This window comes from Streptomyces sp. Ncost-T10-10d (genome assembly GCF_900091955.1).
In the GTDB taxonomy this organism is placed as follows: Bacteria; Actinomycetota; Actinomycetes; order Streptomycetales; family Streptomycetaceae; genus Streptomyces.
Genome location: NZ_FMDF01000182.1, coordinates 62,580 through 87,492 on the forward strand (window position 1 = coordinate 62,580; position 24,913 = coordinate 87,492).

A 24,913-nucleotide genomic window follows, 5' to 3' on the forward strand; every position below is an offset into this window, starting at 1 on the left:
TCGGCGCAGTGGATCCCGGGGCCCGGTCGGAACCGGCGAGTCTTCACACCCGCCGCAGCACTGCCACCACCTTGCCGAGAATGGTCGCCTCGTCGCCCGGGATCGGCTGGTACGCGGAGTTGTGCGGAAGCAGCCACACATGGCCGTCCTCCCGCTTGAAGCGCTTGACCGTGGCCTCGCCGTCCAGCATGGCTGCCACGATGTCGCCGTTCTCCGCGACGGGCTGGCGGCGCACGGTGACCCAGTCGCCGTCACAGATCGCCGCCTCGATCATCGAGTCACCGACGACCTTGAGGACGAACAGCTCTCCGTCACCGACCAGCTGGCGGGGGAGCGGGAAGACGTCCTCGACCGATTCCTCGGCGAGGATCGGGCCACCGGCTGCGATCCGGCCGACCAGCGGTACATACGACGCCGCGGGCTTTCCCGTTGTATCGGTGGGCTGCGAGCTGGGCTGGTCCGAACCGCGGACCTCGTACGCCCGCGGGCGATGTGGGTCGCGACGCAGGAAACCCTTGCGCTCCAGGGCCATCAGCTGATGCGCGACGGAGGACGTGCTGGACAGGCCCACCGCCTGACCGATCTCCCGCATCGAGGGCGGGTAGCCACGCCGCTGCACGGAGTCCCGGATCACCTCGATCACTCGCCGCTGCCGGTCCGTGAGCCCCGAGCTGTCCGCCCGGATACCTGGAGGGCGGCCGGGCAATGAGCGCGCCGGGCGCACGGGCTCTGGCCCCTCCGTGTTCGTGACTGAGTCATTCATGGCATGCACCGGCTCGAGTCGGCTCTGGGAGCGGTCCTGGGCAGTGATGGTGGCACTGTCTGCGGTGGTGGTCACGTCGGCCCCTCTCGAATGGTCTCCCTAGCTGGACAACGGTAGTGGCTTTCGAAAGGTTGCGCCAAACACACGTTCGAGTGAAAAACGAATAAAAGTCTGTCGTGTGTTCACTGCTGGGTGTATGCGCAATGGCTGGAGTGACCGGGACCCTGCTTGGGGCGACCTCTTGGGCCGACCGGCAATTCGGACTATTACGGTAGCGTCCGCCGTCTCGGCGTCGCCATGCGGGTGGCCTCCGTCCCGTTGTCCGAGTCTGACAGCGGGAGCCCCGCAATCCTGGCAGCCGCGCGGTTCCCGTAACCTCGTGCTCGGCCGTACGCTGCCTGCGGTTCGCCCGCGATGCGCGACACGCGCTAGGGCTGAATGAGCGGCCAAACCCAAGATCTAGTGGTTGGATTGCTCCAATCGCCCAGAAGTTGTGGTCCCCGGTCCGCCGGGGGTGCGGCCATCGCCTATGCTTGTGACAGCTTCGAGGGGCCCTGGCGGGCCTTGAAGAGGCTATTCAGTCGTGCTGTGAAGGAGGGTTGGGAGCCATGCACTGCCCCTTCTGCAGGCACCCCGACAGCCGGGTCGTCGACAGTCGCACCACCGATGACGGCACGTCGATCCGCCGTCGCCGTCAGTGCCCCGACTGCTCCCGCCGTTTCACGACGGTGGAGACCTGCTCGCTGATGGTGGTGAAGCGCAGTGGTGTGACCGAACCCTTCAGCCGTACCAAGGTCATCTCCGGCGTGCGCAAGGCATGCCAGGGGCGGCCGGTCACCGAGGATGCCCTCGCCAAGCTCGGTCAGCGGGTCGAGGAGGCGGTGCGTGCCACTGGCAGCGCCGAGCTGACCACCCATGACGTGGGTCTGGCCATCCTCGGCCCCCTGCAGGAACTCGACCTCGTCGCGTACCTGCGTTTCGCGTCCGTGTACCGGGCGTTCGACACACTTGAGGACTTCGAGGCCGCCATCGCGGAACTTCGCGAGCGGCGGCCTCCCGTGGAGGAGCGCGGGAGGGGCGAGACCCTTGAGGTCCCCGTCCCCGCCGTCGCCGCCGACTGAGCGACACCGGCCGATCGGCACAGGTCCGTGGATCGGCGACAGGGCGGCTGCATATAGACCCGCTTCGGGTGCTGTGCGTGGCACCCGAAGCATCAGAGACAGACTGTGCCCCGGGAAGTTCTGGGCACTTCAGGGCGTTTTTGCCCACATATGGGAGGCGGCATGACAGAGACGGCGAGCGGCCCGGCACGAGGTTCCCGAGCCAAGGGATCCAAGTCGAGCAAGGGTCTGCGTATCGAGCGCATCCACACCACCCCCGGCGTACATCCGTACGACGAGGTGGCGTGGGAGCGCCGTGACGTCGTCATGACCAACTGGCGCGACGGCTCGATCAACTTCGAGCAGCGTGGCGTCGAGTTCCCCGACTTCTGGTCGGTGAACGCGGTCAACATCGTCACCAGCAAGTACTTCCGCGGGGCCGTCGGCACCCCGCAGCGCGAGACCGGTCTGCGACAGCTCATCGACCGGATCGTGAAGACGTATCGCAAGGCCGGTGAGGACCACGGCTACTTCGCCTCTCCCGCGGACGCCGAGATCTTCGAGCACGAGCTGGCATACGCCCTCCTGCACCAGATCTTCAGCTTCAACTCGCCGGTCTGGTTCAACGTCGGAACGCCCCAGCCGCAGCAGGTATCCGCCTGCTTCATCCTGGCCGTCGACGACTCCATGGAGTCGATCCTCGACTGGTACAAGGAAGAGGGCATGATCTTCAAGGGCGGCTCCGGCGCCGGCCTGAACCTCTCCCGTATCCGCTCCTCCAAGGAGCTGCTGTCCTCCGGTGGCAACGCCTCCGGTCCTGTCTCCTTCATGCGCGGTGCCGACGCGTCCGCCGGAACGATCAAGTCCGGTGGCGCCACCCGTCGTGCGGCCAAGATGGTCATTCTCGACGTCGACCACCCCGACATCGAGAACTTCATCGAGACCAAGGTGAAGGAAGAGGAGAAGATCCGCGCCCTGCGTGACGCGGGCTTCGACATGGACCTGGGCGGCGACGACATCACGTCCGTCCAGTACCAGAACGCCAACAACTCGGTCCGGGTGAACGACGAGTTCATGAAGGCCGTGGAGTCCGGCGGCAAGTTCGGGCTGCGCGCCCGGATGACCGGCGACGTCATCGAAGAGGTCGAGGCCAGGTCCCTCTTCCGCAAGATGGCCGAGGCGGCCTGGGCCTGTGCCGACCCGGGCATCCAGTACGACGACACGATCAACCAGTGGCACACCTGCCCGGAGTCCGGCCGGATCAACGGCTCGAACCCCTGCAGCGAGTACATGCACCTGGACAACACCTCGTGCAACCTGGCCTCGCTGAACCTGATGAAGTTCCTCAAGGACGACGGCAAGGGCAACCAGTCCTTCGAGTCCGAGCGCTTCGCCCAGGTCGTCGAGCTCGTCATCACCGCGATGGACATCTCCATCTGCTTCGCCGACTTCCCGACCCAGAAGATCGGCGAGAACACCCGCGCCTTCCGTCAGCTCGGTATCGGTTACGCCAACCTCGGCGCCCTGCTGATGGCGACCGGCCACGCGTACGACAGTGACGGCGGCCGCGCCCTCGCCGGTGCCATCACCTCGCTGATGACCGGAACCTCGTACAAGCGCTCCGCCGAGCTCGCCGCGGTCGTCGGTCCCTACGACGGCTACGCCCGCAACGCCGAGCCGCACCAGCGCGTCATGAAGCAGCACGCCGATGCCAACGCCGCGGCCGTCCACATGGATGACCTGGACAACCCGATCTGGGCCGCCGCCACGGAGGCGTGGCAGGATGTGATCCGTCTCGGCGCGAAGAACGGTTTCCGCAACGCGCAGGCCTCGGTCATCGCCCCCACCGGCACCATCGGTCTCGCGATGTCCTGCGACACCACCGGCCTCGAGCCCGACCTCGCCCTGGTCAAGTTCAAGAAGCTGGTCGGCGGCGGCTCGATGCAGATCGTCAACGGCACCGTCCCGCAGGCCCTGCGCCGCCTGGGCTACCAGGAGGAGCAGATCGAGGCGATCGTCGCCCACATCGCCGAGCACGGCAATGTGATCGACGCCCCCGGTCTGAAGACCGAGCACTACGAGGTCTTCGACTGTGCGATGGGCGAGCGTTCCATCTCCGCGATGGGCCACGTGCGCATGATGGCCGCGATCCAGCCGTGGATCTCCGGAGCGCTCTCCAAGACGGTGAACCTGCCGGAGACGGCCACCGTCGAGGACGTCGAAGAGGTCTACTTCGAGGCGTGGAAGATGGGCGTCAAGGCGCTCGCGATCTACCGCGACAACTGCAAGGTCGGCCAGCCCCTCTCCGCGAAGACCAAGGAGAAGGAGAAGGCAGAGGTCACGGCCAAGGCCGAGGAGACCATCCGCACCGCGGTCGAGAAGGTCGTCGAGTACCGCCCGGTCCGTAAGCGCCTCCCCAAGGGCCGTCCCGGTATCACCACCTCGTTCACGGTGGGCGGCGCCGAGGGCTACATGACCGCCAATTCCTACCCGGACGACGGTCTCGGCGAGGTCTTCCTGAAGATGTCCAAGCAGGGCTCCACCCTCGCGGGCATGATGGATGCCTTCTCCATCGCCGTCTCGGTCGGTCTGCAGTACGGCGTTCCGCTGGAGACGTACGTCTCGAAGTTCACCAACATGCGCTTCGAGCCGGCCGGTATGACGGACGACCCGGATGTGCGAATGGCGCAGTCGATCGTCGATTACATCTTCCGCCGCCTCGCGCTGGACTTCCTGCCCTTCGAGACCCGCTCGGCGCTCGGCATCCACTCGGCCGAGGAGCGTCAGCGTCACCTCGACACCGGTTCGTACGAGCCCTCCCTGGAGGACGAGGAGCTGGACGTCGAGAGCCTGGCCCAGTCCGCCCCGGTGCGGACGGAGCCTCTGAAGGCGGTGGCCGCCGTGCCGGAGGCCGAGAAGCCGACCCCGAGGACGGCGCACACCTCGGCGGAGCTCGTCGAGATGCAGCTGGGCATCAGCGCGGACGCGCCGCTCTGCTTCTCCTGCGGTACGAAGATGCAGCGCGCCGGATCCTGCTACATCTGCGAGGGCTGCGGCTCGACCAGCGGTTGCAGCTGACACCGGGCGCCATCGCGTGGGGCACAACGTACGACGTGACCTGCGCGCCTAGCTGATCAGCAGCTCGCACGAAGGGGACCGACCGACGGTCGGTCCCCTTCGTCGTGCCGCGCTCCAGGGCAGGGACGGGACGTGTGCTGTGTGGACCACGCCTTGTGACATGTCACGTTCCGGGCGTACGGCTTCCCATCATTCCGGCGAACGAATCGGGGTCCCCGTCGAAGCCCCGGACCGATCCGTGGAACTCCCAGCCGCCGGAGGCGCCGCGGATGAACTCGGCGACGATTGCCGCGGTGGCGGTGCCGACCGTGGAGAAGTCGTCCTCCGCGAGATTCGTGTAGCCCTCCCGAATCTGAACGCCGGTGTTCGCTATTTCGGCGAATGTCCTGCGGCCGTCGCGCTGCTGAATGGCGACTCCGACGACGACCCGGGTGTACGTGGTCGACAACCGGTCCAGTTCCAGAGTCATGACCTCGTCGAAACCGAGGCCCTGGCCGGTCCTGCTGTCGCGGTTGAGGGTGATGGTGCCGTCCGGGGAGCGGCTGTCGAAGTGCACAAGATATACAGGGCTGCCGTACGGCGCCTCCGCGAGGTAGGTCGCCGCGATGATGTCGAGGTCATGGGCCGGGGCGCCCGGAGGGCTGGGATCCCATTTGAGCCTGACTTCGACCTTCTCTATGTCCTTGTTGGGCGTGCTCATCGGACTTGCCTCCCTGGCTTGCCGCTGGGCCGTCGTCGGGCTGTTCATACCACCCGATCATGTCTGTAACCGACTGTGGATCCAACCGGCTTGGCCATCGGCGACGGAATCGGGCCACTGCCGGTTCGGCGGTTCAGTGCGGAATCCGGCGCGGTGGTCTCTGGTGGACCTCTTCCCGGAAGATCTCGATGGCGCTGCTGACCTGGCGGATGAGGTGGGTGTGCTCGATGCGGTCGAGATAGAGGCAGTTGCGCGCCACTCCGTCCAGCTCGAAGGCGAAACAGAGCGTCATCAGAGGGTTGATGAAGAGTTCGCTCCCCCGGGTGCGCGAGGTGAACTGGGCGTCTCCGAAGGCTCCCTGGACTGCTGCGGCAATCGACCCGTTGACGATGCTGGGGTGGTCAGGAGTGTGGTGCTGAGCGTGCGCCACCGCATCGACGAAGAGGGCGCCTTCGCGTGTCGTACGGGATATGGAGAATGCGCCGAGGAAGGAACCGTCGCGTTCGAGCGTGGCGATGTTCTCCAGTACGAGGCCGTGGCTCACCCCGTGATAGGCGTCGATACCGAAGCCGATGGACACAACCAGGCGTTCCGGTACGTCGATTGCGGCGAGTGCCGCGACGCTGGTCAGGTCCTCCTCCGGTGTGCCGAGGCCGGATTCGTCGCCGCGCATCAGGATGTCCGTACCGCCGTCGACCAGGACGACCGCATCGATGTCGTATGTCTCGATCAACGCCCGGTATGCGGCGCGCAGCGGTTGCACGCCCACCCGGGAGAGGGCGTGCACACTGCTCGGGTAGCCGTGCAGGGCGAGCCACCGGGCGAGGGTCCGTTCCGGGAAGTAGGTCTGGTGGAGGGCCGTTTCGGGGGTGACGACGGCGACGTCCGGCGCGAGCCAGGCGTCGATGGGCAACCCTTCGAGAGCACTGAACGACAGATTGGCGAGCTGGACATGCTTGCCCTGGTGGAGCAGGGAGAGCGCGATGGGGAGCCCGGCATAGATGTCGAAGCCGCCGCCGGCCCCTGCGACGAGGATGCGTTCTGCGGATTCGAGTCGGGAGAACAGGGGGTTGGTGTGCAACGAGGCCATGGAGATCATTCTGCGATTCACGGCCATTGGTTCGGGCGTACTCCAGCAGAGCGTGACCCGTGCCACGCCCGGCACCGTACGATGGCGCGGTGCTGGTCAAGTGGATTCGTTGCACCGTGGTGGACCGTCGAGGTTTTGAACGGGGACAGCGAAAGTGGGCAGGGCTGCTGGGTGAGCCGGGGTTCAGGGGACAGGGCGGCGGGTGGAGTCGAGGGCGTCCGGAAGTGGCCCACGTCTTTACTTTCTGGGAGAACCGCGTCTTCTACGACTCGTTCATGGCGCGTGCGCACGACCGACTGGCTGCCGAGCAGTCCGGCACGTACAGCAGCATCCAGGTCAAACTGTTCGAGTACCGCTTCGATGTGAAGACCGGCTTTGAGCCCCGCTTCACCGATGCGGATGTTGTCAGGGTGGCGCACAGCAAGGTGCACGAGGACCGGGTCGAGCATTTCGCGTTGATGCAGGAGCGGGTGTGGAATCCGGCGATGGCCGGATCGCCGGGCATGCTCCGAGGGGTGTTCGGGGAGGCGCCGGGGCACGAGTTCCTCGTGTTGTCCATGTGGCAGTCGAGCGCCGAGCGTGGCAAGTACCGGGCGGGGAGCATTGAGCGGCTGACTCAGCGGGCGCGGACCGAGGACGATGTGGCGGCGGTTGCGGGAGACGTCGTGCAGCTTGAGCCGTCCTGGACGGTGTGATCGGCCGGCACGGATCGGTGTGGCGGGGACGGTGGGCCGGGGGTGATTCGGCTGCTGATCAGGCAGGTGCGGCCGAGATGGGCGGCATCGGGATGGGCGGAGGGACCTGCTGCTCGACGAGCCCGCGAATCATCTGGCACTCGGACTCGTGCAGGAGCTGGAAGAAGCTCTGACCCTCTGGCAGGGCGCGCTGGTGGTGTCTCCCACGACCGGCTGCTGCGCCGCCGCTTCACCGGTGACATCCGTCGGATGGAGCCCGGACAACTGCTCGAATGAGCCACAGCCGATCTAGGGTCGGTACATGGCACGACCGCAACGTATTGTCCTCGTCCGGCACGGGGAGTCAGAGGGCAACGTCGATGACACGGTGTACGAACGTGAGCCGGACCACGCGCTGAGGCTCACCGCCACAGGGCTGCGGCAGGCCAGGGAGACGGGCGTGCGGCTGCGCGAGCTGTTCGACGGCGAGCGGGTCAGCGTGTATGTCTCGCCCTATCGCCGCACGCACGAGACATTCAGGTCCTTCGGGCTGAACCTCGAGCGGGTGCGTGTGAGGGAGGAGCCGCGGCTGCGGGAGCAGGACTGGGGGAACTGGCAGGACCGGGACGACGTGAGGCTGCAGAAGGCATACCGGGATGCGTACGGTCACTTCTTCTACCGCTTTGCGCAGGGAGAGTCCGGGGCCGATGTGTACGACAGGGTCGGGGCCTTTCTGGAGAGTCTGCACCGCAGCTTCGAAGCCCCCGACCACCCGCCGAATGTTCTGCTGGTCACGCACGGACTGACCATGCGTTTGTTCTGCATGCGCTGGTTCCACTGGTCGGTGGCAGAGTTCGAGTCACTGTCCAATCCGGGCAACGCGGAGACCCGGACGCTCATACTCGGAGAGGACGGGCGCTACACCCTTGACAGGCCATTCGAGCGCTGGCGTACCCCTGAGCCCTACGGCATCACCGGATAGAGTGGAAGGGCGATGACAACCGCTGACTCTGCTTCCGACCAACGCTTCGAACGCGCCCTGGCCAGCCTGCGAGGGCTGTCCGTGGGGGACGCACTGGGTTCCCAGTTCTTTGTGCCCGCCAACTATCCGCTGCTGAAGCAGCGCGAACTTCCCCCGGCCCCTGGCAGTGGACGGACGACACCGAGATGGCCTCGTCGGTGCTCGCCGTGCTGGTGGGGCACGAGCGAATCGACCAGGACGCGCTCGCTCGTTCCTTTGCCGAGCATCATGACTTCGACCGGGGATACGGTCCCGCCGTGAACCGGCTGCTCAGGCTGGTACGGGAAGGCGGCGACTGGCGGGAGCTGGCGTCGGCGCTGTTCAACGGCCAGGGCTCCTGGGGCAACGGCTCGGCGATGCGCATTGCGCCGCTCGGCGCCTGGTACGCGGACGACCCGGAGCAGGCCACACACCAGGCCGAGATCTCCTCGTATCCCACGCACCAGCATCGCGAGGCGGTCGTGGGCGCGATGGCAGTTGCGGCCGCGGCCTCTCTGGCGGCGGCAACCGCGGGACCGCCCACCCCGACAGAGCTACTCGACGGCGTGATCGCACTCGTGCCGCGCAGCGCGGTCGGTGCCGGACTGCGCCGGGCACGCGACATGCTCGACTACGGCGATGCCGGGACGGTCGCCGCGGTCCTCGGCAACGGCCGACGCACCAGTGCACATGACACCGTCCCGTTCGCTCTCTGGTCGGCGGCGCGATGCCTTGGAGATTTCGAGCGGGCTTTCTGGCTGACGGCCCAAGCGGGCGGCGACGTCGACACGACCTGTGCGATCGTCGGAGGCATCGTTGCCGCGGGCAAGGCGGGCGCTCCGCCGGCCGACTGGTCGGCACAGACGGAAGAGCTGCCGGACTGGCTTCCGCGATAGTTCGAGGGCGACGGCGCCGCCCACGACGCGGCCGCGTCGGCCGGGCCACCCGACTGTCACGGTACTGCCACAGCCCTTCCTCACGCGGTCGGAGACAGTAGGGGAAAGCTACTCTTTCGGCCACGCCGCCCTCGGTGATCATCCTGAAGGGTGTGCACCGAAATGAGACGCCGGGGTGCCCCCGCGCTGCCCAGCGGCGGTGCGTGCCGACCCCGGTGGGGGAGGGGTCCCATGTCCGATCACACGTCAGAAACGCCCTGGCAGGAAGATGCCCCCGAGCGGTCCGAGCCGTCGGGTCGGGCCGGGACGTCCGAGCCGACCGCATTGTCGAAGGCCCCGCTGCCGGAGCCTCGCGGAGCCGCTCCCGAGCCGCCGAAAGTGCCGGCACACGCGCAACCGGGCGGGCAACAGCGTTCGCCCAACCCCTGGCAGCCAGGCAAACCCCAGGCCTCGGCGCTCTCGCCGCTGCGCCCGGCCAGGCCCGCCACCATTCAGAGCGCGACGCTCTACTCCGTCCTCGCCACCGCGATACTGAGCGCCCTGCTGCTGGGTGACGGCCTCGGCCTGAATCTGCTGATCGTCGCAATCCCCGCAGCGCTCGCGGCCTTCTTCGCCGCGCGGGTGGCCGGCCGTCGCCTCCGTCCATGGACAGCTGTCTGGGCGGTCGGTGGCTTGGCGCTCCTCGCCGTCCCGGCCCTTCGGGACGCCGGATGGCCCACTTTCCTCGCCGTTGTGTCGGCCGTCGCACTGGGCTCACTCGCTCTGCACGGCAGTCGCAGCTGGCTCGGGGTGTTTCTCGGCTCACTGGGCCTGTTCAGCTCCATCGCCGACGGTCTGGCCTGGGGCGGGCGAGGCGTGCGTGAGCGGATGGCGGGCTCCCGAGGCCGGTTGGGCGTGGTCTTCCGCACCACTGCGGTGGCGGTCGTCCTGCTCATCGTGTTCGGGGCACTGTTCGCAAGCGCCGATGCCGCCTTCGCCGATGTGCTCGGCAACCTGATCCCCGATGTGTCGGTGGGCGGCAGCCCCTGGCGGTTGTTCCTCTTCGGCGTCGGCCTGATCGGTGCGCTCGCCGCCGCGTACACCGCAGCTGCCCCGGTGCGCTGGGACGGCATCGCCGTGCGTCCGGGGAAGGCCCGTGGGCGGCTGGAATGGGCCCTGCCGCTCATCGTGCTGAATCTGCTGTTCGCCGTCTTCATCGCCATCCAGCTCACTGTGCTGCTCGGCGGATACGACAAGGTGATGGCAGAGACCGATCTCAGCTACTCCCAGTACGCCCGGCAGGGTTTCTGGCAGCTTCTCTGGGCCACACTCCTCACGCTGCTGGTGATCGCGCTCGCCCTGCGCTGGTCCCCTCGCGGACGGGGGAGCGATCGCACTCTCGTCCGGAGCGTGCTCGGCGTGCTCTGCCTGCTCACCCTCATCGTCGTGGCGTCCGCGCTGAGGCGCATGGACCTGTACGTCGACGCGTACGGTCTGACGCGGCTGCGAATATCCGTGGCTGCGGTGGAATTCTGGCTGGGCGTCGTGCTCGTCCTGATCATGGCGGCCGGAGTATTCGGCGCCCGCATGCTGCCGCGCGCCGTGGCTGCGAGCGCAGCCGTCGCCGTGCTCGCGTTCGGACTGATCTCGCCCGACGGACTGATCGCGGAGCAGAACGTTCAGCGGTACCGCAATGTCCACTCGATCGACATCGACTACCTCCGAGGCCTGTCGGCCGATGCCGTACCCGCCCTGGACACACTGCCCGAGCCGCTCCGCTCCTGTGCCCTCATGGACATTGAGCGGTCGCTGCGAGACTCCGGTGATCCTTGGTATGCCACCAGTTGGGGCGAGGCGCGGGCCCGGGACATTCTGAGAAAGCGGAGTTCGAACGGTCTGGCGCAGGCGTGCGACGCTTCGCGTACGAGCGGCGGAGGCAGTGATCGCGGCGGTGACGGGGACGACCTCTACGACCCCTACGACCCGTACTGACGTGGGCTGACCCGCACAGGTGCAGGCCGAGCGACCGTGGTGCGGCCTGCACCTGCTGTGCGTGCGGGTGCGGCGGCGTGCCCATGCTCTGTGCGACAGTCAGAAGGTCCGTCGCCCCGGCTCGGTGCCGCGTTCCGTGCTTCACGAATGTAATGGAGTCACCGCTGAGCACCTCAGCTGGTGATCCTCGGTCGCGGCCGCTCTGCGGCTCGGTGTGCGGCCGGTGCGGCCGTCGGGCGCCCCGGGGTGTTGTCGGCGTCCCCATCGGCGTACGCTGACAGGCGCCATGCCGTACGAACCACCCACGCACACCGTCGAGCGCTCACTGCGCGCTACCACTGGTGCCAAGACCGTCGCCGGTGTCGACGAGGTCGGACGCGGAGCGTGGGCGGGACCGGTCACTGTGTGTGCGGCCGTCACCGGCCTTCGCAGACCTCCCGCCGGGCTCACCGACTCCAAGCTGATCAGCCCCAAGCGCCGCGCGGAGCTGGCCCCGTTGCTGGAGCGCTGGGTCACCGCGTTCGGTCTGGGTGATGCCTCTCCGCAGGAGATCGACGACCTGGGGATGACGGCTGCACTGCGCCTCGCTGCTGTGCGCGCCCTCGAAGCCCTGCCGGTGCGGCCCGACGCGGTGATACTCGATGGCAAACACGACTACCTGGGACGGCCCTGGCAGGTCAGGACAGTGATCAAGGGCGACCAGTCCTGTATCGCGGTCGCGGCTGCTTCGGTGATCGCGAAGGTCCGACGGGACACGATGATGGCCGAACTGGGCGCGGATTCCGGCGAGTACGCCGCCTTCGCGTTCGGGGCCAACGCAGGTTACCCGTCGCCCGTGCACAGGGCCGCGCTGGAGGAGTGGGGACCCACACCCCACCACCGCCTCTCGTGGTCCTACCTCGACGCGCTGCCCAGGTGGCAGCACCTCAAGAAGGTCCGCTTCTCCGCCGAGGCGGCTGCACTGGAAAGCGGGGGCCAACTCGGCTTCGACTTCTGATCGCGCACATGTACCCACCCGCTGATGCCTTGCGTGTCGGCGTTTGATAGACAACCACCCATGCCTCTCATCCCCGAGGAGCCTCAGATTCACGAGAGCGTCCAGGGTCCCCGCGTCACTCCGGCTGCAGGCCGCACCGCGTCGACCCCCCGTCCTGTACCTGGTCCGCGTCCAGCGGCCATGCCGCGTCCTGGTCGCCCGGGACCCGGCCCCGCGAGGCCCGCGCCCCCGGCGCAGCGTCCGCATTCCACCTCCGGCCAGCCGCAGGCGGCCCGGCCGGAGAATCGTTCCGCACCGCAGATCCAGCTGATTCCCGCTTCGGCTGCCGGCGCACTCGACGCTGCCGACGAAGCGGTGGACCTGCTGCTCGACTCCGGACGCGCACCGGGCGACATCCTGGTGCTCACCACTGGTGAGCACCACCCGTGGGCAGCGCACGAACTCTCCTTCGGCGAGGCCGCCTACTGGGCGCAGCATGAAGCCGGCGATGACGTGTTCTTCGCCGGTGCCGCAGCCACGGAGCGGGTGAAGCCACGCCCCGTGGTGATCGTCGCCGTCAACGGTGAAGGCGGTGACGGCGTTGCCGGTGCACTGTCCGGTGCGCGGGAACGTGCCGGTGCCCTGCTGATCGTCTGCGGGGACCCGCAGCGGATCAACACGGTGCTCGGCGCCGGCGTCTGATCCGCAGGGGACAGGGCCATGCGACCCGGCTGCCCGACAGGGCGGCCGGGTCCGCAACCACAGGTCAGCGTGCCGCCGTGCGTCGCAGCGCCTGAGCCGCACCGCCGCCGGTGCGCAGCGGGACCGGATCACGGTCGAGCAATGTGTCGGCAAGGGCGGACGGCTGCGATGTCGAGCTGGGCCGACGCCCGCCCCGGCCCTCGCCCAGCACCTGCCAGCCGCTGCGGGTCAGCGTGATGTACGCGCCGCACCGAAGGCCGTGCAATGTGCAGGCATCCCGCAGGCCCCACATCCACGCTCCGTCTTCCTCCGTCCAACGCTCGTCGCCCTCGCGGCAGTAGAGCAGTACTGCGGTACGGACAGGCGTGCGGCGGCGCAGGTCGTGCGGGATGACCCGCCGCAGGTGCCCCAGCAGCGCGTTACGGAACTCCCAGCCGTCCGCGGCTATGGAGCGGCGGGCGAACGAGGCGCTGGCCGTAAGGCGTTCCTCATGGTCGAGCACGGCGACGACAGCGGTCGCCGGGGTCGGCCGGTGCCGGGCGTGCAGGCCGCTGACAACCTCGCGGGGACTGCGCAGCAACGGTATGCCCGCTTCGGCCCACTCGGCCGGTTCGAGCATCCTGGCAAGCCGGTTGGCGGAATCGGCAGATGCCGAGGACGCCGACATCGAAGTGGCTGCGGACGGAGCGAATCCGAAGGTCACGATCCTCCCTTCGCATACGCGCCCACGGTGCGGGCAGGGTCGGGTGAGGGCGCACCGCGGCACAGCCCTTCCGGGCCGGGAAAGGGCCGTGCGGGGAGCGATTCCAATTCTTGCTGGCGTATCGGCAGGCGGCAACGAGCAATTGGCGCAGCTGACGGGAATCAGCCGGAATGACTCTGATATCCCTGCCCACGCCGTGAGTGGATGACGCCTCCTGTCACGCCTGAACGGCAAGGACCAGCGGAAATACTCCCTGCGCCCCGGCGCGGCGCAGCAGCCGCGCGGCCACGGCCAGTGTCCAGCCGGTGTCCGAGAGATCGTCCACAAGCAGCACGGGACCGCTCGCCGCGGCCAGGGCGTCGGCCAGTTCGGGCTCCACGACCAGTGCTTCGTGCAGAGCCCGGACCCGCTGTGCGCTGTTGGTCTGCGAGATCCGCACCTCGGCGGCCGCCGGTGCATAGGCGACGCTGCCGAGCAGGGGCATCCGGCCGACCTCGGCGATGCGGCTGCCGAGTGACTCGATGAGCTGTGGTTTGCTGCGCGAGGCGATGGTGACCACCCCGACCGGTCGGGGCATGGCGTCCTCCGCCCCCGATGCCCAGCCTCCGGGCCCCTTGGCCCAGTCGGCCAGCACGCTCACCACTGCGTTGGTCACGTCGTCCGGCACGGGGGCATCCGGTGTCTGCGCGGCCAGCATCGGGCGCAGCCGGTTGCCCCAGCCGATGTCGGAGAGTCGGCCCAGTGCGCGGCCGGTGAACGACAGTTCTCCGGCAGGAATACGGCCCTTGAGATCGACGCCGACGGCGGCGAGACCGGTCGGCCACATCTTGCGGGACTCCACCTCCACGCCGGGCCTGCCGAGTTCGCCCCGCGCACCGTCCAGGGCGGCATCGGACACGTGATCGTCGAAGCGGGCTCCCGCGCAGTTGTCGCAGCGCCCGCATGCGGTTGCCTGCTCGTCGTCCAACTGGCGGCGCAGGAACTCCATCCGGCAGCCGGTTGTCGTCGCGTAATCGCGCATCGCCTGCTGCTCGGAGGCCCGTTGGCGGGCCACCCAGGCGTAGCGCTCGGAGTCGTACGCCCAAGACTCACCCGTGGCGATCCAGCCGCCTTTGACCCGCCTGACCGCGCCATCGACATCGAGCACCTTGAGCATGGTCTCCAGCCGGGTGCGTCTCAGATCGACCAACGGCTCCAGAGCGGGCAGTGAGAGCGGACGGCCGGCCTGGGCGAGAGCATCGATCGTCCGCCGGACCTGCTCCTCGGGAGGGAAGGCAACCGATGTGAAGTACTGCCAGATCGCCTCGTCCTCCTTGCCCGGGAGCAGCAGCACCTCCGCATGCTCGACACCGCGGCCCGCGCGTCCCACCTGCTGGTAGTAGGCGATGGGGGAGGAAGGCGAACCGAGATGAATGACGAAACCCAGGTCGGGCTTGTCGAATCCCATGCCCAGCGCGGACGTTGCCACCAGGGCCTTGACACGGTTGGCAAGGAGGTCGTCCTCGGCCTGCTGGCGGTCGGCATTCTCGGTGCGGCCGGTGTAGGACGCCACCGTGTGCCCGCACTGGCGCAGATATGTGGTGATCTCCTCGGCGGCCGCGACCGTCAGTGTGTAGATGATCCCCGAGCCGGGGAGTTCCTTGAGATGATCGCCCAGCCAGGCCAGCCGGTGCGCGGCATTGGGCAGTTGAAGGACACTGAGGCGGAGGCTCTCCCGGTCCAGCGGGCCACGCAGTACGAGCGCATCCGTACCCGCGCCGGTACCCAGTTGCTCAGCGACATCCGCGGTCACCCGTGCGTTCGCGGTGGCTGTGGTCGCCAGCACGGGTACGCCGGCAGGCAAGTCGGCCAACATGGTCCGCAGACGTCGGTAGTCGGGCCGGAAGTCATGGCCCCAGTCGGAAATGCAGTGCGCCTCGTCGACCACGAGCAGCCCGGTCGCGGCGGCAAGCCGGGGCAGAACCTGATCCCGGAAATCGGGATTGTTGAGCCGCTCGGGGCTGACCAGCAGCACATCCACCTCCCCGGCCGCCACTTCGGCCTGGACGGTGTCCCACTCCTCGGTATTGGACGAATTGATCGTGCGGGCGCTGATTCCGGCCCGGGCTGCTGCCGCGACCTGGTTACGCATCAACGCCAGCAGCGGCGACACGATCACGGTCGGTCCACCGCCCTGCGCACGGAGCAGCGACGTCGCGACGAAGTACACAGCGGACTTGCCCCAGCCGGTTCGCTGGACGACCAGGGCTCTGCGCTTGTCGGCGACGAGAGCCTCGATGGCCCGCCACTGGTCCTCCCGCAGCCGTGCAGCGCCTGAGGTGTCCCCGACGAGTCGGGCAAGTACGGAATCGGCTGAAGCCCTGAGCTCTGCCCGGTCTGCGTTGGTCATGCCCCCATGCAACCCGATGGCTACGACAAACCGCGAACGGCCCCGCGACCCCTGTGGATAAAGTTATCCACAGGGGTCGCGGATTTTGGCCGCCCACGGGACGGTCATGCCATGAACCAGCACCACGAATCCACCGGTCCGGCCGACGAGCAGCAGATCACTCTGCGGGGGCCTGCCGAACTCGCCGATGCCCTCCCTTATCTCATGGGGTTCCACCCGAACGACAGCGTGGTCATGGTCGCCCTGCACGGCGGCCGGGGCCGTTTCGGCGGACGGCTCAGGCTCGGCATCCCGCAGTCACCTCAAGAATGGCCAGCCGTCGCCGAGCAGCTGGCCGAGTGCCTGATCAAGGGGAGCGAGCGGCGTGGGGAGCGCCCTGACGCGATCGTCATCTTTCTCTGCCAGGATCCTGCCGAAGGCGAGAGCGGCAGCCAGATCATGGAGCGGCTGAAGCCCTTTGCCCAGCGTCTGCGTACGGCCTGCGGTGCGCTCGACGTACCCGTACTCGAAGCGCTCTGCATCTCTGCCGGCCGGTACTGGTCGTACTGCTGCCCGGACGAGCGTTGCTGCCCGGCCGAAGGGAACCAGCTGGCTCTGCCCGGCACCTCGGTGATGGCGGCTGCCGCTGCATACGCGGGCATTCAAGTGCGTGGAACGCTTCGGGAGATGGAGGCCAGGCTTGCACCCCTGAACACGACGGTGGCTGCAGAACAGCAACGGGCACTCGACTCGGCCGGGGCCGAGCTGGTGCCGAAGATCCTCGACGAGGTGGGACGTAAGGACGTGGCCCGAGAGACCTTGGGGCTTGCCCGAAGGCTCATGAAACGCCTCAGGGAGGCGCCGGTTACGGTGCCCTCCGCGTCGGACATCAATGACGACCGGCTGATCAGTCATGACGAGGCCGCTGCGGTGATTCTCGGTCTGCAGGACCGGGAAACCCGTGACAAGGCCGCCGAATGGATGGAAGGGCCCGAAGCCGATTCCGCGTTACGACTCTGGCGGGCGCTGTCCCGTCGCTGCGTCGCACCGTACGAGGAGCATGCCGCGGCGCCGCTGACCCTGGCCGGGTGGGTCTCCTGGTCGACGGGTGATGAACCGGGCGCACGGGTAGCGCTGGGTCTCGCCCTGCGGGTGGATCCCGGGTACACGTTTGCTCAACTTCTCCATGAGGCGTGCAACCAAGGCCTTGATCCGGAGACGCTGCGCCGCTGCCTACGGGGGGAGCGCAGTGCTCGGACGGGCCGTCGCGGCCACCGTACGGACCGGAGCACGCGGTCCCGCGCGGCACGCCCGACCGCCACACGACGAAGGAAGACCCCATCCGGCTCCGCCCGCCCCGAAACGGCCACCACCCGACGCCGTCCAGGGCAAGCCTCCCCCAGCCGTCGCGGGTCCAGGAGCGGCCGATGACCCTCGTGCCTCGTCGCTCCGACCCAGCGGCTCTCCCCGCCTGACAGGGGCCGGCATTGCCCAGGCCGTCGTCGGCGACGGCCCTCGCCGGAGGCTGTGAGGGCGGCGTGGGTGTTGCAGCGGTGTGGGTGGCGGGCGCTCCGTACGGCACCGGTTTGAGGGGGGTACACGGCCCACTGCGGCGAAGCCGGTGCCGACTCAAAGGCCGCCTGCGGCTCGACCCCCACGCTGCGGGGACGGCCTGCAGGAGTCGCCATGGTGCGCGGACTCGGTGATCTCCAGGGCGTCCATGGCTGGTGCCCTGGAGATTCCCGGCCGGTGAGCGGGCCGGAGTCACAGCGAGGAATCTGGCGTCTTGACGGACGAAGAGCACAGCGAAGGGAGTGTTTATCGTCAGGCAGACGACTATGATCACCGCATGCCGCCCTACGACCCGTCGACCTTCCCGCCCTTCGCTGTCACCGTCGACCTGGTCGTGCTCACGGTGCGCCGTCATGCGCTCTGCGCGCTGGTGGTACGGCGTGGTGAGCCGCCGTTCCAGGGGCGATGGGCGCTGCCCGGCGGGTTCGTCAAAGCCGATGAGGATCTCGGAGCCGCAGCAGCGCGCGAGCTCGTCGAGGAGACGGGCCTGTGCGCCCAGGATCCCGCAGCCCCGGCGGTCGGCAACGGCGCACATCTCGAACAGCTCGCCACCTACGGTGACCCCGGGCGTGACCCCCGGATGAGGGTTGTCAGCGTCGCTCATCTCGCTCTGGCCCCTGACCTTCCGGCCCCCCGGGCGGGTGGCGATGCAAACAGTGCACGCTGGGCGCCTGTCGAGGATCTGCTCGGACCGGGGGGTGGCTTCGGCCATGAGGGCGAAAACCAGGCCCCACTCGCCTTCGACCATGCGCAGATCCTTGCAGACGGCGTCGAACGGGCGCGTTCCAAGATCGAGTACTCCTCTCTGGCCACCGCTTTCTGTCCGCCGGCTTTCACGGTCGGTGAACTTCGAAGGGTGTACGAGGCGGTGTGGGGCGTGGTTCTCGACCCACGGAACTTTCACCGCAAGGTGACGGGCACGCCCGGCTTCCTGGTGCCTGCCGGCGGGACGACCACTCGGCAGGGCGGCCGCCCTGCTCAGCTCTTCCGGGCCGGTGCGGCCACGGTGCTCAACCCGCCGATGCTGAGGCCAGAAGTCTGACTTGCGGAACGCCCGCAAGGCCGGTGTTGCGCAAAAAGTCGGATATGTCGCGTTATCTTGCTGCGGTACCCACCCTGCCGCCGAGCGGTCTCACCTTCCGCGAGAGAAGCGATGCTCCAGGCCATCGGACTCACCAGCGCCCGCCGCCGCGGCCTTCCGGCCGCTGTGGACGATCTCACCTTCGAAGCCCGGCCCGGCCGCGTCACCGCACTTCTGGGCGCCCCTGGCTCGGGCAAGACCACAGCTCTCCGCCTGATGCTCGAAATCGACTCGGGGCGGGGGGTCACCTACTTCCAGGGCAGACCGCTGCACCGCATTCCGCACCCCGCGCGTGAGGTGGGCGTACTCCTCGGGAGCGTAGCGGGGCACCCCGCCCGTACCGCCCGCGGCCAGCTCCGCATGCTCTGCGCAGCCGCAGGCGTACCGGCGTCCCGGGCCGACGAACTGCTCGAGGCCGTCGGTCTTGCCGGAGTCAGGGATCAGTGCATCGGCGCACTCCCGCTCGGCATGGACCGCATGCTGGCCCTCGCTTCGGCGCTGCTCGGCGACCCCCACACGCTCATCCTCGACGACCCCGCCGAGGGTCTCTCTCCTCGCGAGGAGTGCTTTTTGCACGGGCTGCTGCAGGCCCATGCCGCCCAGGGCGGGACCGTTCTGTACACCACGACCGATCCCAAGGAGGCCGCGCGGGCAGCCGACCATGTAGTCACCATCGACGGCGGACATCTCGTCGCCGACCAGAGCGTCAGAGACTTCTCCCGGACCCGCCTCCGCCCCCGGGTCGCAGTCCGTACCCCACACGCAGCCCGCCTTGCCGCCGTCGTCAGCCGCGAGGCCCGAGCGGCCAGGCGCTCGGTCGAGGTGGTCACCGAAGCGAGCAGTCTCCTGTCCGTGTACGGCTCCACCTGCGCGGAGATCGGAGACGCGGCCTTCCGGCACGGACTTCCGGTGCACCAGCTCGCCGACGAGGTCGGCGACACCGGTCCCGCAGAACCTGTAGATGCCGCAGACCCTGCAGTCGGCGAAGGCGAGGGGCAAGCCGAACCGCGACCGGCCGCGCGGGCAGCCGACTCGGAACTGTCGCCGCCGATCCGACGCCGCCCGCCTCGTGGCCCGATCCACCCGCTGCGATACGAACTGCGCCGCCTCCTCGGCGTCAGGACAACAGCGTTGATCGTGGGTGCTGTTCTGGTCGCCTCGGTCGGGCTTTCCGTCCTTCTCGCTCGCTCCGGCCCTGCTCAGCTGCCGAGGGCGTTGGCTGCCTGGCCGGCCTTGCTGCCACTGCCGCCCGCAGCGATCGGGGCCGGACTGCTCGGTGCCCTCTCGTTCGGCGACGAGTTCCGCTACCCCGTGCTGGCGGCGGCCCGAGGCGCCGTTCCCCGCCGCCCGGGGTTGCTTCTCGCCAAACTCGTGGTGTCAGCGGGCGTCGCCCTGGTGCTCGCGCTGGCTGTCGTACTGGCCTCCGCCGAAGCCCTTCACCTTGTGTACGGTAACGAGATCAAGGTTCCTTCGAATTCGGCGTATCTGAGTGCGAGTTGGGCGGGGCTGGCCGTGGGTTGCGCCTGGGCGGGCCTCCTGGCTGCCGGGGTCTTCAGGGTGACGACGGCCGGTATTGCTGCAGTACTTGCCGTTCCTGTGCTCGTCGTGCCGATTCTCCAGGGCTTGCCGACGGGTCCGGCCTCTCGTTCGGTCATCGGGCTTCCGGCCGGACTCCGTGAGCTGGCGTGGCCGCGCTGGCCGCAGGAGGCGGACCGATGGGTGGCCGCTGTCGTGCGCGTGGTGGCACACCCGGTGGGGGCTGCGTTGTCGTTGTCGTTGTCGGTCCTGATCTGTGCGTATCTGTTCACCAGCCTTCGCGGCAGGCTCCGTTGGTGATCGGACGGCGGTGGCGGATCGCTCTGAGCCTCACAACTTCCTTGAAGGTGCCCGATTTCAACCGATAAGGCGTCAATTGGGGGGTGGGTGCCGATCACCCTTTCGTGTGCTTTTCACCAAAGACCTCAAGGGGTGGCTGAGCCGCGCCGACAAAGGATGCGTGAGTACCCTTGCGCACACCATGATGACCGCCGCCCGCTCCGCCGATTCCGGCCTCGCCGGCCCGGGTGAACTCGACCGCTACCCGTACGTGGAGGCGCCGGCCGGCGAGCGTGCCGCTCTTCGCTCCTGGGACGGTCCCGATGCCGAGCTCGGTCGGGCGAGCCGACGAGGCTCGGCCAGCCGTGGCCGTGGCCTCCACGGCCAACTCGTTCAGCAACTGGGCCAGATGATCGTCTCCGGTGATCTGGGTGCCGACCGGCCCCTCGTGCCCGAAGAGATCGGCCAGCGTTTCGAGGTCTCCCGCACCGTCGTACGTGAATCGCTGCGCGTTCTTGAGGCCAAAGGCCTGGTCAGCGCCCGGCCCAATGTGGGCACCCGGGTCCGCCCCGTCAGTGACTGGAATCTGTTGGACCCTGACATCATCGAATGGCGTGCCTTCGGTCCTCAGCGCGAGGACCAGCGCCGTGAGCTGGGGGAGCTCCGGTGGACGATCGAGCCGCTCGCTGCCCGTCTTGCTGCGGGTCACGGCCGTGAGGACATTCAGCAGCGCCTCGGTGACATGGTCGAGATCATGGGGCACGCGCTCGGGCAGGGTGACGGGATCACCTGCTCCAGGGCCGACGTGGAGTTCCATTCCCTGCTCATTCAGGCGGCGGGCAATCGCATGCTTGAGCACCTCTCCGGCATCGTCTCGGCGGCACTGCAGGTCTCGGGCGGTCCCGTCACGGGCTGCGACCGCCCCAGCGAGACATCCCTCGGCCATCACGCCCGGATCGTCGACGCCCTCGCATCCGGCGACTCGGCGGGCGCCGAAGCCGCCATGCGCCAACTGCTCGTCGTCCACCCCGAGGTGGAGCGGGTGGTGCCCGCGCCCCGCGAGCACTGAGCGCAACACGGCCAGGGTGTACGAACCACGTGTCGCCGGGCCCCAAGGGTCCGGCGGCACAATTGTGGGGGGATGGTACCTCTGGTCACGTTCGTCGCAAATGAGGTGTGACTCGGGCCACGCGGATTGGGCGTAACACTCCTCGAAACAGTGCGATGACTTAAGAGGTGACCGCCGCGGAAGGAATACAGCAGCCATTCAGTGCGCTGTGCAGTTCTGAGGCCAAACCCGCGCCGTCGGTACATTCCCAGCCCGACGGTCGTCGGCTCCAGCCCTCTCCAGGGCCGGGCCGGAAGCCGTTTCCATCGTTCCGAGAGGTTGTTCGTGTCGGCCAGCACATCCCGTACGCTCCCGCCGGAGATCGCCGAGTCCGAGTCTGTGATGGCGCTCATCGAGCGGGGAAAGGCTGATGGGCAGATCGCCGGCGATGACGTGCGTCGGGCCTTCGAGGCTGACCAGATTCCGCCAACCCAGTGGAAGAATGTTCTGCGCAGCCTCAACCAGATCCTCGAGGAAGAGGGTGTGACGCTGATGGTCAGTGCCGCGGAGCCGTCAAAGCGTGCCCGCAAGAGCGTCGCAGCAAAGAGCCCGGTCAAGCGCACCGCCACCAAGACTGTCGCGGCCAAGACGACCGTGACCAGGACCGTAGCGGCCACTGCCGCCCCGTCGGCAGAGACCGTGGACGTGGTGGCTGACGACGCTGCCGCGGTCGGCCCTGCGAAGAAGGCGGCAGCCAAGAAGACGGCTGCCAAGAAGACCGCCGTGAAGAAGACGGCGGCCAAGAAGACAGCAACGAAGAAGTCCGGAAAGCAGGACGACGAGCTCCTCGATGGCGACGAGGCGGCCGAAGAAGTAAAGGCCGGCAAGGGCGAGGAAGAGGAGGGTGAGGGCGAGAACAAGGGCTTCGTCCTCTCCGACGACGACGAGGACGACGCACCTGCGCAGCAGGTCGCCGTCGCCGGCGCCACCGCCGACCCGGTCAAGGACTACCTGAAGCAGATCGGAAAGGTTCCCCTCCTCAACGCCGAGCAGGAGGTCGAGCTCGCCAAGCGCATCGAAGCCGGCCTGTTCGCCGAGGACAAGCTGGCGAACTCCGACAAACTCGCGCCGAAGCTCAAGCGTGAACTGGAGATCATCGCCGAAGACGGCCGCCGCGCCAAGAACCACCTGCTGGAGGCCAACCTCCGTCTCGTGGTTTCGCTGGCCAAGCGCTACACCGGCCGCGGCATGCTCTTCCTGGACCTCATCCAGGAGGGCAACCTCGGCCTGATCCGCGCGGTCGAGAAGTTCGACTACACCAAGGGCTACAAGTTCTCCACGTACGCCACCTGGTGGATCCGTCAGGCGATCACCCGCGCCATGGCCGACCAGGCCCGCACCATCCGCATCCCGGTGCACATGGTCGAGGTCATCAACAAGCTCGCCCGTGTGCAGCGTCAGATGCTCCAGGACCTGGGCCGCGAGCCCACGCCGGAGGAGCTGGCCAAGGAACTCGACATGACCCCCGAGAAGGTCATCGAGGTCCAGAAGTACGGTCGTGAGCCGATCTCCCTCCACACCCCGCTGGGTGAGGACGGGGACAGCGAGTTCGGTGACCTGATCGAGGACTCCGAGGCGGTCGTCCCGGCCGACGCGGTCAGCTTCACGCTCCTCCAGGAGCAGCTGCACTCGGTGCTCGACACACTCTCCGAGCGTGAGGCGGGCGTGGTCTCGATGCGTTTCGGTCTCACCGACGGGCAGCCGAAGACGCTGGACGAGATCGGCAAGGTCTACGGAGTGACGCGCGAGCGCATCCGCCAGATCGAGTCGAAGACCATGTCGAAGCTGCGCCATCCGTCGCGTTCGCAGGTGCTGCGCGACTACCTCGACTAGGTCGCAGAATTACACAGACCGAGGGCCCGGATCCCGTGGGGAGCCGGGCCTTCGGCCTATCTGCGGGTGCGGTCGGCGGCGAGCCGGATGACTCTGGGTATGAATGGTTCACCACAGAGTCAGGAGTGTGCATGTCCCGTACAGTTTTTCGTGCCATGGCCGAGGTGTTCGCCCTTGTTGCCGCCATGGCCGCGATACCGCTCGGATCCCCCGCTGCGGCTGTTTCGGACAGCATCGTCATCGGTGGCCAGCCCGCGCACGTCAAGGACAGCCCCTGGGTTGTGGCACTGTCCAGCCGCGACCGGTTCGGAGAGACACGCGCCGGGCAGTTCTGCGGGGGTGTCTTGGTGGCGCCGAAGAAGGTACTGACTGCTGCGCACTGCCTGAGCCGGGAGGCGCTCGGCGTCGATGTCGGCCAGGTGCGCGATCTGCGGGTCATCTCCGGCCGGGACGCCCTGGGCGGGACCGGAGGGCAGGAGACACCGGTACAGGCGGCGTGGAGCAATCCGGGGTTCGACACCACCACGAACGCGGGGGACCTGGCGGTGCTCACCCTGGCCGACGCACTGCCCGCCAAGAGCGTGATCCCGATGGCTGGATCCGGTGACGCGGCGTACGAGCCGGGTACCGGCGCCGTCGTCTACGGGTGGGGTGACACGACCGGCAACAGCGACTATGCGTCGTCACTCCGCTCCGCCGAGGTGAGCGTCCTGCCGGACAGTCTGTGCCGGCAGGCCTACCCGGGCGGCGGAGACGGTACGTACGACGCCTCAGCGATGCTCTGCGCGGGCGAACTGCTGGGTGGGCATGACGCATGCCAGGGCGACAGCGGCGGGCCGCTGGTGGCCCGTGGGCGGCTCATCGGGCTGGTGTCCTGGGGGAACGGCTGCGGCCGGATCGGGAGCCCCGGCGTGTACACACGGATCTCCGCTGCGATCGGCTGGATGCCGGGTGGTAGCTGAACGACATCACTGCGGGTGCGAGAACGGGCGGCTTCCCAATCGGGAAGCCGCCCGCCGTCAGATCCGGGACCTGACCCTGGCTCGTCGTGGATGCGAGGTGTCAGTGTTGTTCCTCTTCGGCGGCTTGGGCCTGCACGGCCGTCAGCCGGTCCGTCTCATCCTGTATTTCCGCGGCGATCTTCTTGAGTTCCGGCTCGAACTTGCGACCGTGGTGGGCGCAGAAGAGCAGTTCACCGCCGCTGATCAGGACGACGCGCAGATATGCCTGGGCGCCGCAACGGTCGCAGCGGTCTGCTGCGGTCAGCGGGCTCGCGGGGGTCAGAACAGTAGTCACGTCGCCTCTTCTCTAGCTCGACGAGCTGTCGTACCAGCGTCAACATCCAACCAGGCCGAAAACGTTCCCGCTCGTGGCTTTTCTTCGAAACTTCTTCTCAAAATGGCTGTCTGTTGCCGGTTGGCGGCGAATGTGCCGTATTGCGTAGCGCTACGGTTTCGCGTTGCTTGTCTTGGTGGATCCTCCC

Annotated in this window: 19 protein-coding genes and 1 pseudogene; 14 read left to right on the plus strand and 6 right to left on the minus strand. The window is 68.0% G+C overall.

Annotated elements, in window-relative coordinates; translation table 11 throughout:
- Window positions 1-43: 43 nt before the first annotated feature.
- On the minus strand, window positions 44-838 hold the full coding sequence (gene lexA / locus GA0115254_RS32830) for a transcriptional repressor LexA (protein WP_093898912.1): 795 nt from the start codon (window positions 836-838) through the stop codon (window positions 44-46).
- Window positions 839-1,371: 533 nt separating this feature from the next.
- Between lexA and nrdR the strand changes: the two genes are divergently transcribed.
- Both nrdR and GA0115254_RS32840 read left to right on the plus strand, forming a co-directional pair.
- Window positions 1,372-1,884: a transcriptional regulator NrdR gene (gene nrdR, locus GA0115254_RS32835; protein ID WP_093898913.1), complete on the plus strand. Its 513-nt coding sequence runs from the start codon at window positions 1,372-1,374 to the stop codon at window positions 1,882-1,884.
- 162 nt (window positions 1,885-2,046) lie between these two features.
- The gene (locus GA0115254_RS32840; RefSeq protein WP_093899045.1) at window positions 2,047-4,941 is read left to right on the plus strand and encodes a vitamin B12-dependent ribonucleotide reductase; all 2,895 of its coding nucleotides are present in this window, start codon (window positions 2,047-2,049) and stop codon (window positions 4,939-4,941) included.
- A gap of 163 nt (window positions 4,942-5,104) precedes the next feature.
- Here the strand turns inward: GA0115254_RS32840 and GA0115254_RS32845 are convergent, their stop codons facing one another.
- A complete protein-coding gene (locus GA0115254_RS32845; protein ID WP_093898914.1) occupies window positions 5,105-5,641 on the minus strand; it encodes a TerD family protein in 537 nt (178 codons plus the stop codon).
- 133 nt (window positions 5,642-5,774) lie between these two features.
- Window positions 5,775-6,731 (minus strand): DUF1152 domain-containing protein, encoded by a 957-nt coding sequence (locus GA0115254_RS32850; protein ID WP_093899046.1) that lies wholly within the window; start codon window positions 6,729-6,731, stop codon window positions 5,775-5,777.
- Window positions 6,732-6,820: 89 nt separating this feature from the next.
- Between GA0115254_RS32850 and GA0115254_RS32855 the strand changes: the two genes are divergently transcribed.
- From GA0115254_RS32855 to GA0115254_RS32880, 6 genes and pseudogenes are all read left to right on the plus strand, one after another.
- Window positions 6,821-7,426, plus strand: a complete 606-nt coding sequence (locus GA0115254_RS32855; RefSeq protein WP_093898915.1) for a YdbC family protein — start codon at window positions 6,821-6,823, stop codon at window positions 7,424-7,426.
- 301 nt (window positions 7,427-7,727) lie between these two features.
- Window positions 7,728-8,387 carry a histidine phosphatase family protein gene (locus GA0115254_RS32860; protein WP_093898916.1) on the plus strand — a complete coding sequence of 220 codons (660 nt, stop codon included), beginning with the start codon at window positions 7,728-7,730 and terminating at the stop codon, window positions 8,385-8,387.
- Between the two features lie 12 nt (window positions 8,388-8,399).
- A pseudogene (locus tag GA0115254_RS32865) lies at window positions 8,400-9,301 on the plus strand (ADP-ribosylglycohydrolase family protein).
- Window positions 9,302-9,532: 231 nt separating this feature from the next.
- Window positions 9,533-11,272 carry a DUF4153 domain-containing protein gene (locus GA0115254_RS32870; RefSeq protein WP_093898917.1) on the plus strand — a complete coding sequence of 580 codons (1,740 nt, stop codon included), beginning with the start codon at window positions 9,533-9,535 and terminating at the stop codon, window positions 11,270-11,272.
- A gap of 286 nt (window positions 11,273-11,558) precedes the next feature.
- On the plus strand, window positions 11,559-12,269 hold the full coding sequence (locus GA0115254_RS32875) for a ribonuclease HII (protein ID WP_093898918.1): 711 nt from the start codon (window positions 11,559-11,561) through the stop codon (window positions 12,267-12,269).
- 60 nt (window positions 12,270-12,329) lie between these two features.
- Window positions 12,330-12,950, plus strand: a complete 621-nt coding sequence (locus tag GA0115254_RS32880; protein ID WP_093898919.1) for a hypothetical protein — start codon at window positions 12,330-12,332, stop codon at window positions 12,948-12,950.
- 64 nt (window positions 12,951-13,014) lie between these two features.
- On the opposite strand, the gene GA0115254_RS32885 is transcribed toward GA0115254_RS32880, so the two are convergent.
- Window positions 13,015-13,653: a hypothetical protein gene (locus GA0115254_RS32885; RefSeq protein WP_093898920.1), complete on the minus strand. Its 639-nt coding sequence runs from the start codon at window positions 13,651-13,653 to the stop codon at window positions 13,015-13,017.
- Window positions 13,654-13,870: 217 nt separating this feature from the next.
- On the minus strand, window positions 13,871-16,042 hold the full coding sequence (locus tag GA0115254_RS32890) for a RecQ family ATP-dependent DNA helicase (protein ID WP_093898921.1): 2,172 nt from the start codon (window positions 16,040-16,042) through the stop codon (window positions 13,871-13,873).
- Window positions 16,043-16,153: 111 nt separating this feature from the next.
- Between GA0115254_RS32890 and GA0115254_RS32895 the strand changes: the two genes are divergently transcribed.
- The 6 genes from GA0115254_RS32895 to GA0115254_RS32920 all read left to right on the plus strand — a co-directional run bounded on the left by GA0115254_RS32895 (window position 16,154) and on the right by GA0115254_RS32920 (window position 24,392).
- Window positions 16,154-17,452: a DUF4192 domain-containing protein gene (locus GA0115254_RS32895; protein WP_093898922.1), complete on the plus strand. Its 1,299-nt coding sequence runs from the start codon at window positions 16,154-16,156 to the stop codon at window positions 17,450-17,452.
- Window positions 17,453-17,870: 418 nt separating this feature from the next.
- Window positions 17,871-18,635, plus strand: a complete 765-nt coding sequence (locus GA0115254_RS32900) for an NUDIX hydrolase (RefSeq protein WP_093898923.1) — start codon at window positions 17,871-17,873, stop codon at window positions 18,633-18,635.
- Window positions 18,636-18,746: 111 nt separating this feature from the next.
- A complete protein-coding gene (locus GA0115254_RS32905) occupies window positions 18,747-20,510 on the plus strand; it encodes an ABC transporter ATP-binding protein (RefSeq protein ID WP_093898924.1) in 1,764 nt (587 codons plus the stop codon).
- 160 nt (window positions 20,511-20,670) lie between these two features.
- The gene (locus GA0115254_RS32910; RefSeq protein WP_176740389.1) at window positions 20,671-21,558 is read left to right on the plus strand and encodes a FadR/GntR family transcriptional regulator; all 888 of its coding nucleotides are present in this window, start codon (window positions 20,671-20,673) and stop codon (window positions 21,556-21,558) included.
- Window positions 21,559-21,882: 324 nt separating this feature from the next.
- On the plus strand, window positions 21,883-23,430 hold the full coding sequence (locus tag GA0115254_RS32915) for an RNA polymerase sigma factor (RefSeq protein ID WP_093899047.1): 1,548 nt from the start codon (window positions 21,883-21,885) through the stop codon (window positions 23,428-23,430).
- Between the two features lie 131 nt (window positions 23,431-23,561).
- Window positions 23,562-24,392 carry a S1 family peptidase gene (locus GA0115254_RS32920; RefSeq protein ID WP_093898926.1) on the plus strand — a complete coding sequence of 277 codons (831 nt, stop codon included), beginning with the start codon at window positions 23,562-23,564 and terminating at the stop codon, window positions 24,390-24,392.
- A 100-nt stretch (window positions 24,393-24,492) separates the two neighbouring features.
- Here the strand turns inward: GA0115254_RS32920 and GA0115254_RS32925 are convergent, their stop codons facing one another.
- A complete protein-coding gene (locus GA0115254_RS32925) occupies window positions 24,493-24,726 on the minus strand; it encodes a DUF7455 domain-containing protein (RefSeq protein ID WP_024489001.1) in 234 nt (77 codons plus the stop codon).
- Window positions 24,727-24,913: the final 187 nt, after the last annotated feature.

Bases quoted from the DNA above. Each gene is read 5' to 3' on its own strand.
- nrdR (WP_093898913.1), top strand. From the start codon at position 1,372: ATGCACTGCCCCTTCTGCAGGCACCCCGACAGCCGGGTCGTCGACAGT.
- GA0115254_RS32840 (WP_093899045.1), top strand. From the start codon at position 2,047: ATGACAGAGACGGCGAGCGGCCCGGCACGAGGTTCCCGAGCCAAGGGA.
- GA0115254_RS32845 (WP_093898914.1), bottom strand. From the start codon at position 5,641: ATGAGCACGCCCAACAAGGACATAGAGAAGGTCGAAGTCAGGCTCAAA.
- GA0115254_RS32850 (WP_093899046.1), bottom strand. From the start codon at position 6,731: ATGGCCTCGTTGCACACCAACCCCCTGTTCTCCCGACTCGAATCCGCA.
- GA0115254_RS32860 (WP_093898916.1), top strand. From the start codon at position 7,728: ATGGCACGACCGCAACGTATTGTCCTCGTCCGGCACGGGGAGTCAGAG.
- GA0115254_RS32870 (WP_093898917.1), top strand. From the start codon at position 9,533: ATGTCCGATCACACGTCAGAAACGCCCTGGCAGGAAGATGCCCCCGAG.
- GA0115254_RS32875 (WP_093898918.1), top strand. From the start codon at position 11,559: ATGCCGTACGAACCACCCACGCACACCGTCGAGCGCTCACTGCGCGCT.
- GA0115254_RS32880 (WP_093898919.1), top strand. From the start codon at position 12,330: ATGCCTCTCATCCCCGAGGAGCCTCAGATTCACGAGAGCGTCCAGGGT.
- GA0115254_RS32890 (WP_093898921.1), bottom strand. From the start codon at position 16,042: ATGACCAACGCAGACCGGGCAGAGCTCAGGGCTTCAGCCGATTCCGTA.
- GA0115254_RS32895 (WP_093898922.1), top strand. From the start codon at position 16,154: ATGAACCAGCACCACGAATCCACCGGTCCGGCCGACGAGCAGCAGATC.
- GA0115254_RS32900 (WP_093898923.1), top strand. From the start codon at position 17,871: ATGCCGCCCTACGACCCGTCGACCTTCCCGCCCTTCGCTGTCACCGTC.
- GA0115254_RS32905 (WP_093898924.1), top strand. From the start codon at position 18,747: ATGCTCCAGGCCATCGGACTCACCAGCGCCCGCCGCCGCGGCCTTCCG.
- GA0115254_RS32920 (WP_093898926.1), top strand. From the start codon at position 23,562: ATGTCCCGTACAGTTTTTCGTGCCATGGCCGAGGTGTTCGCCCTTGTT.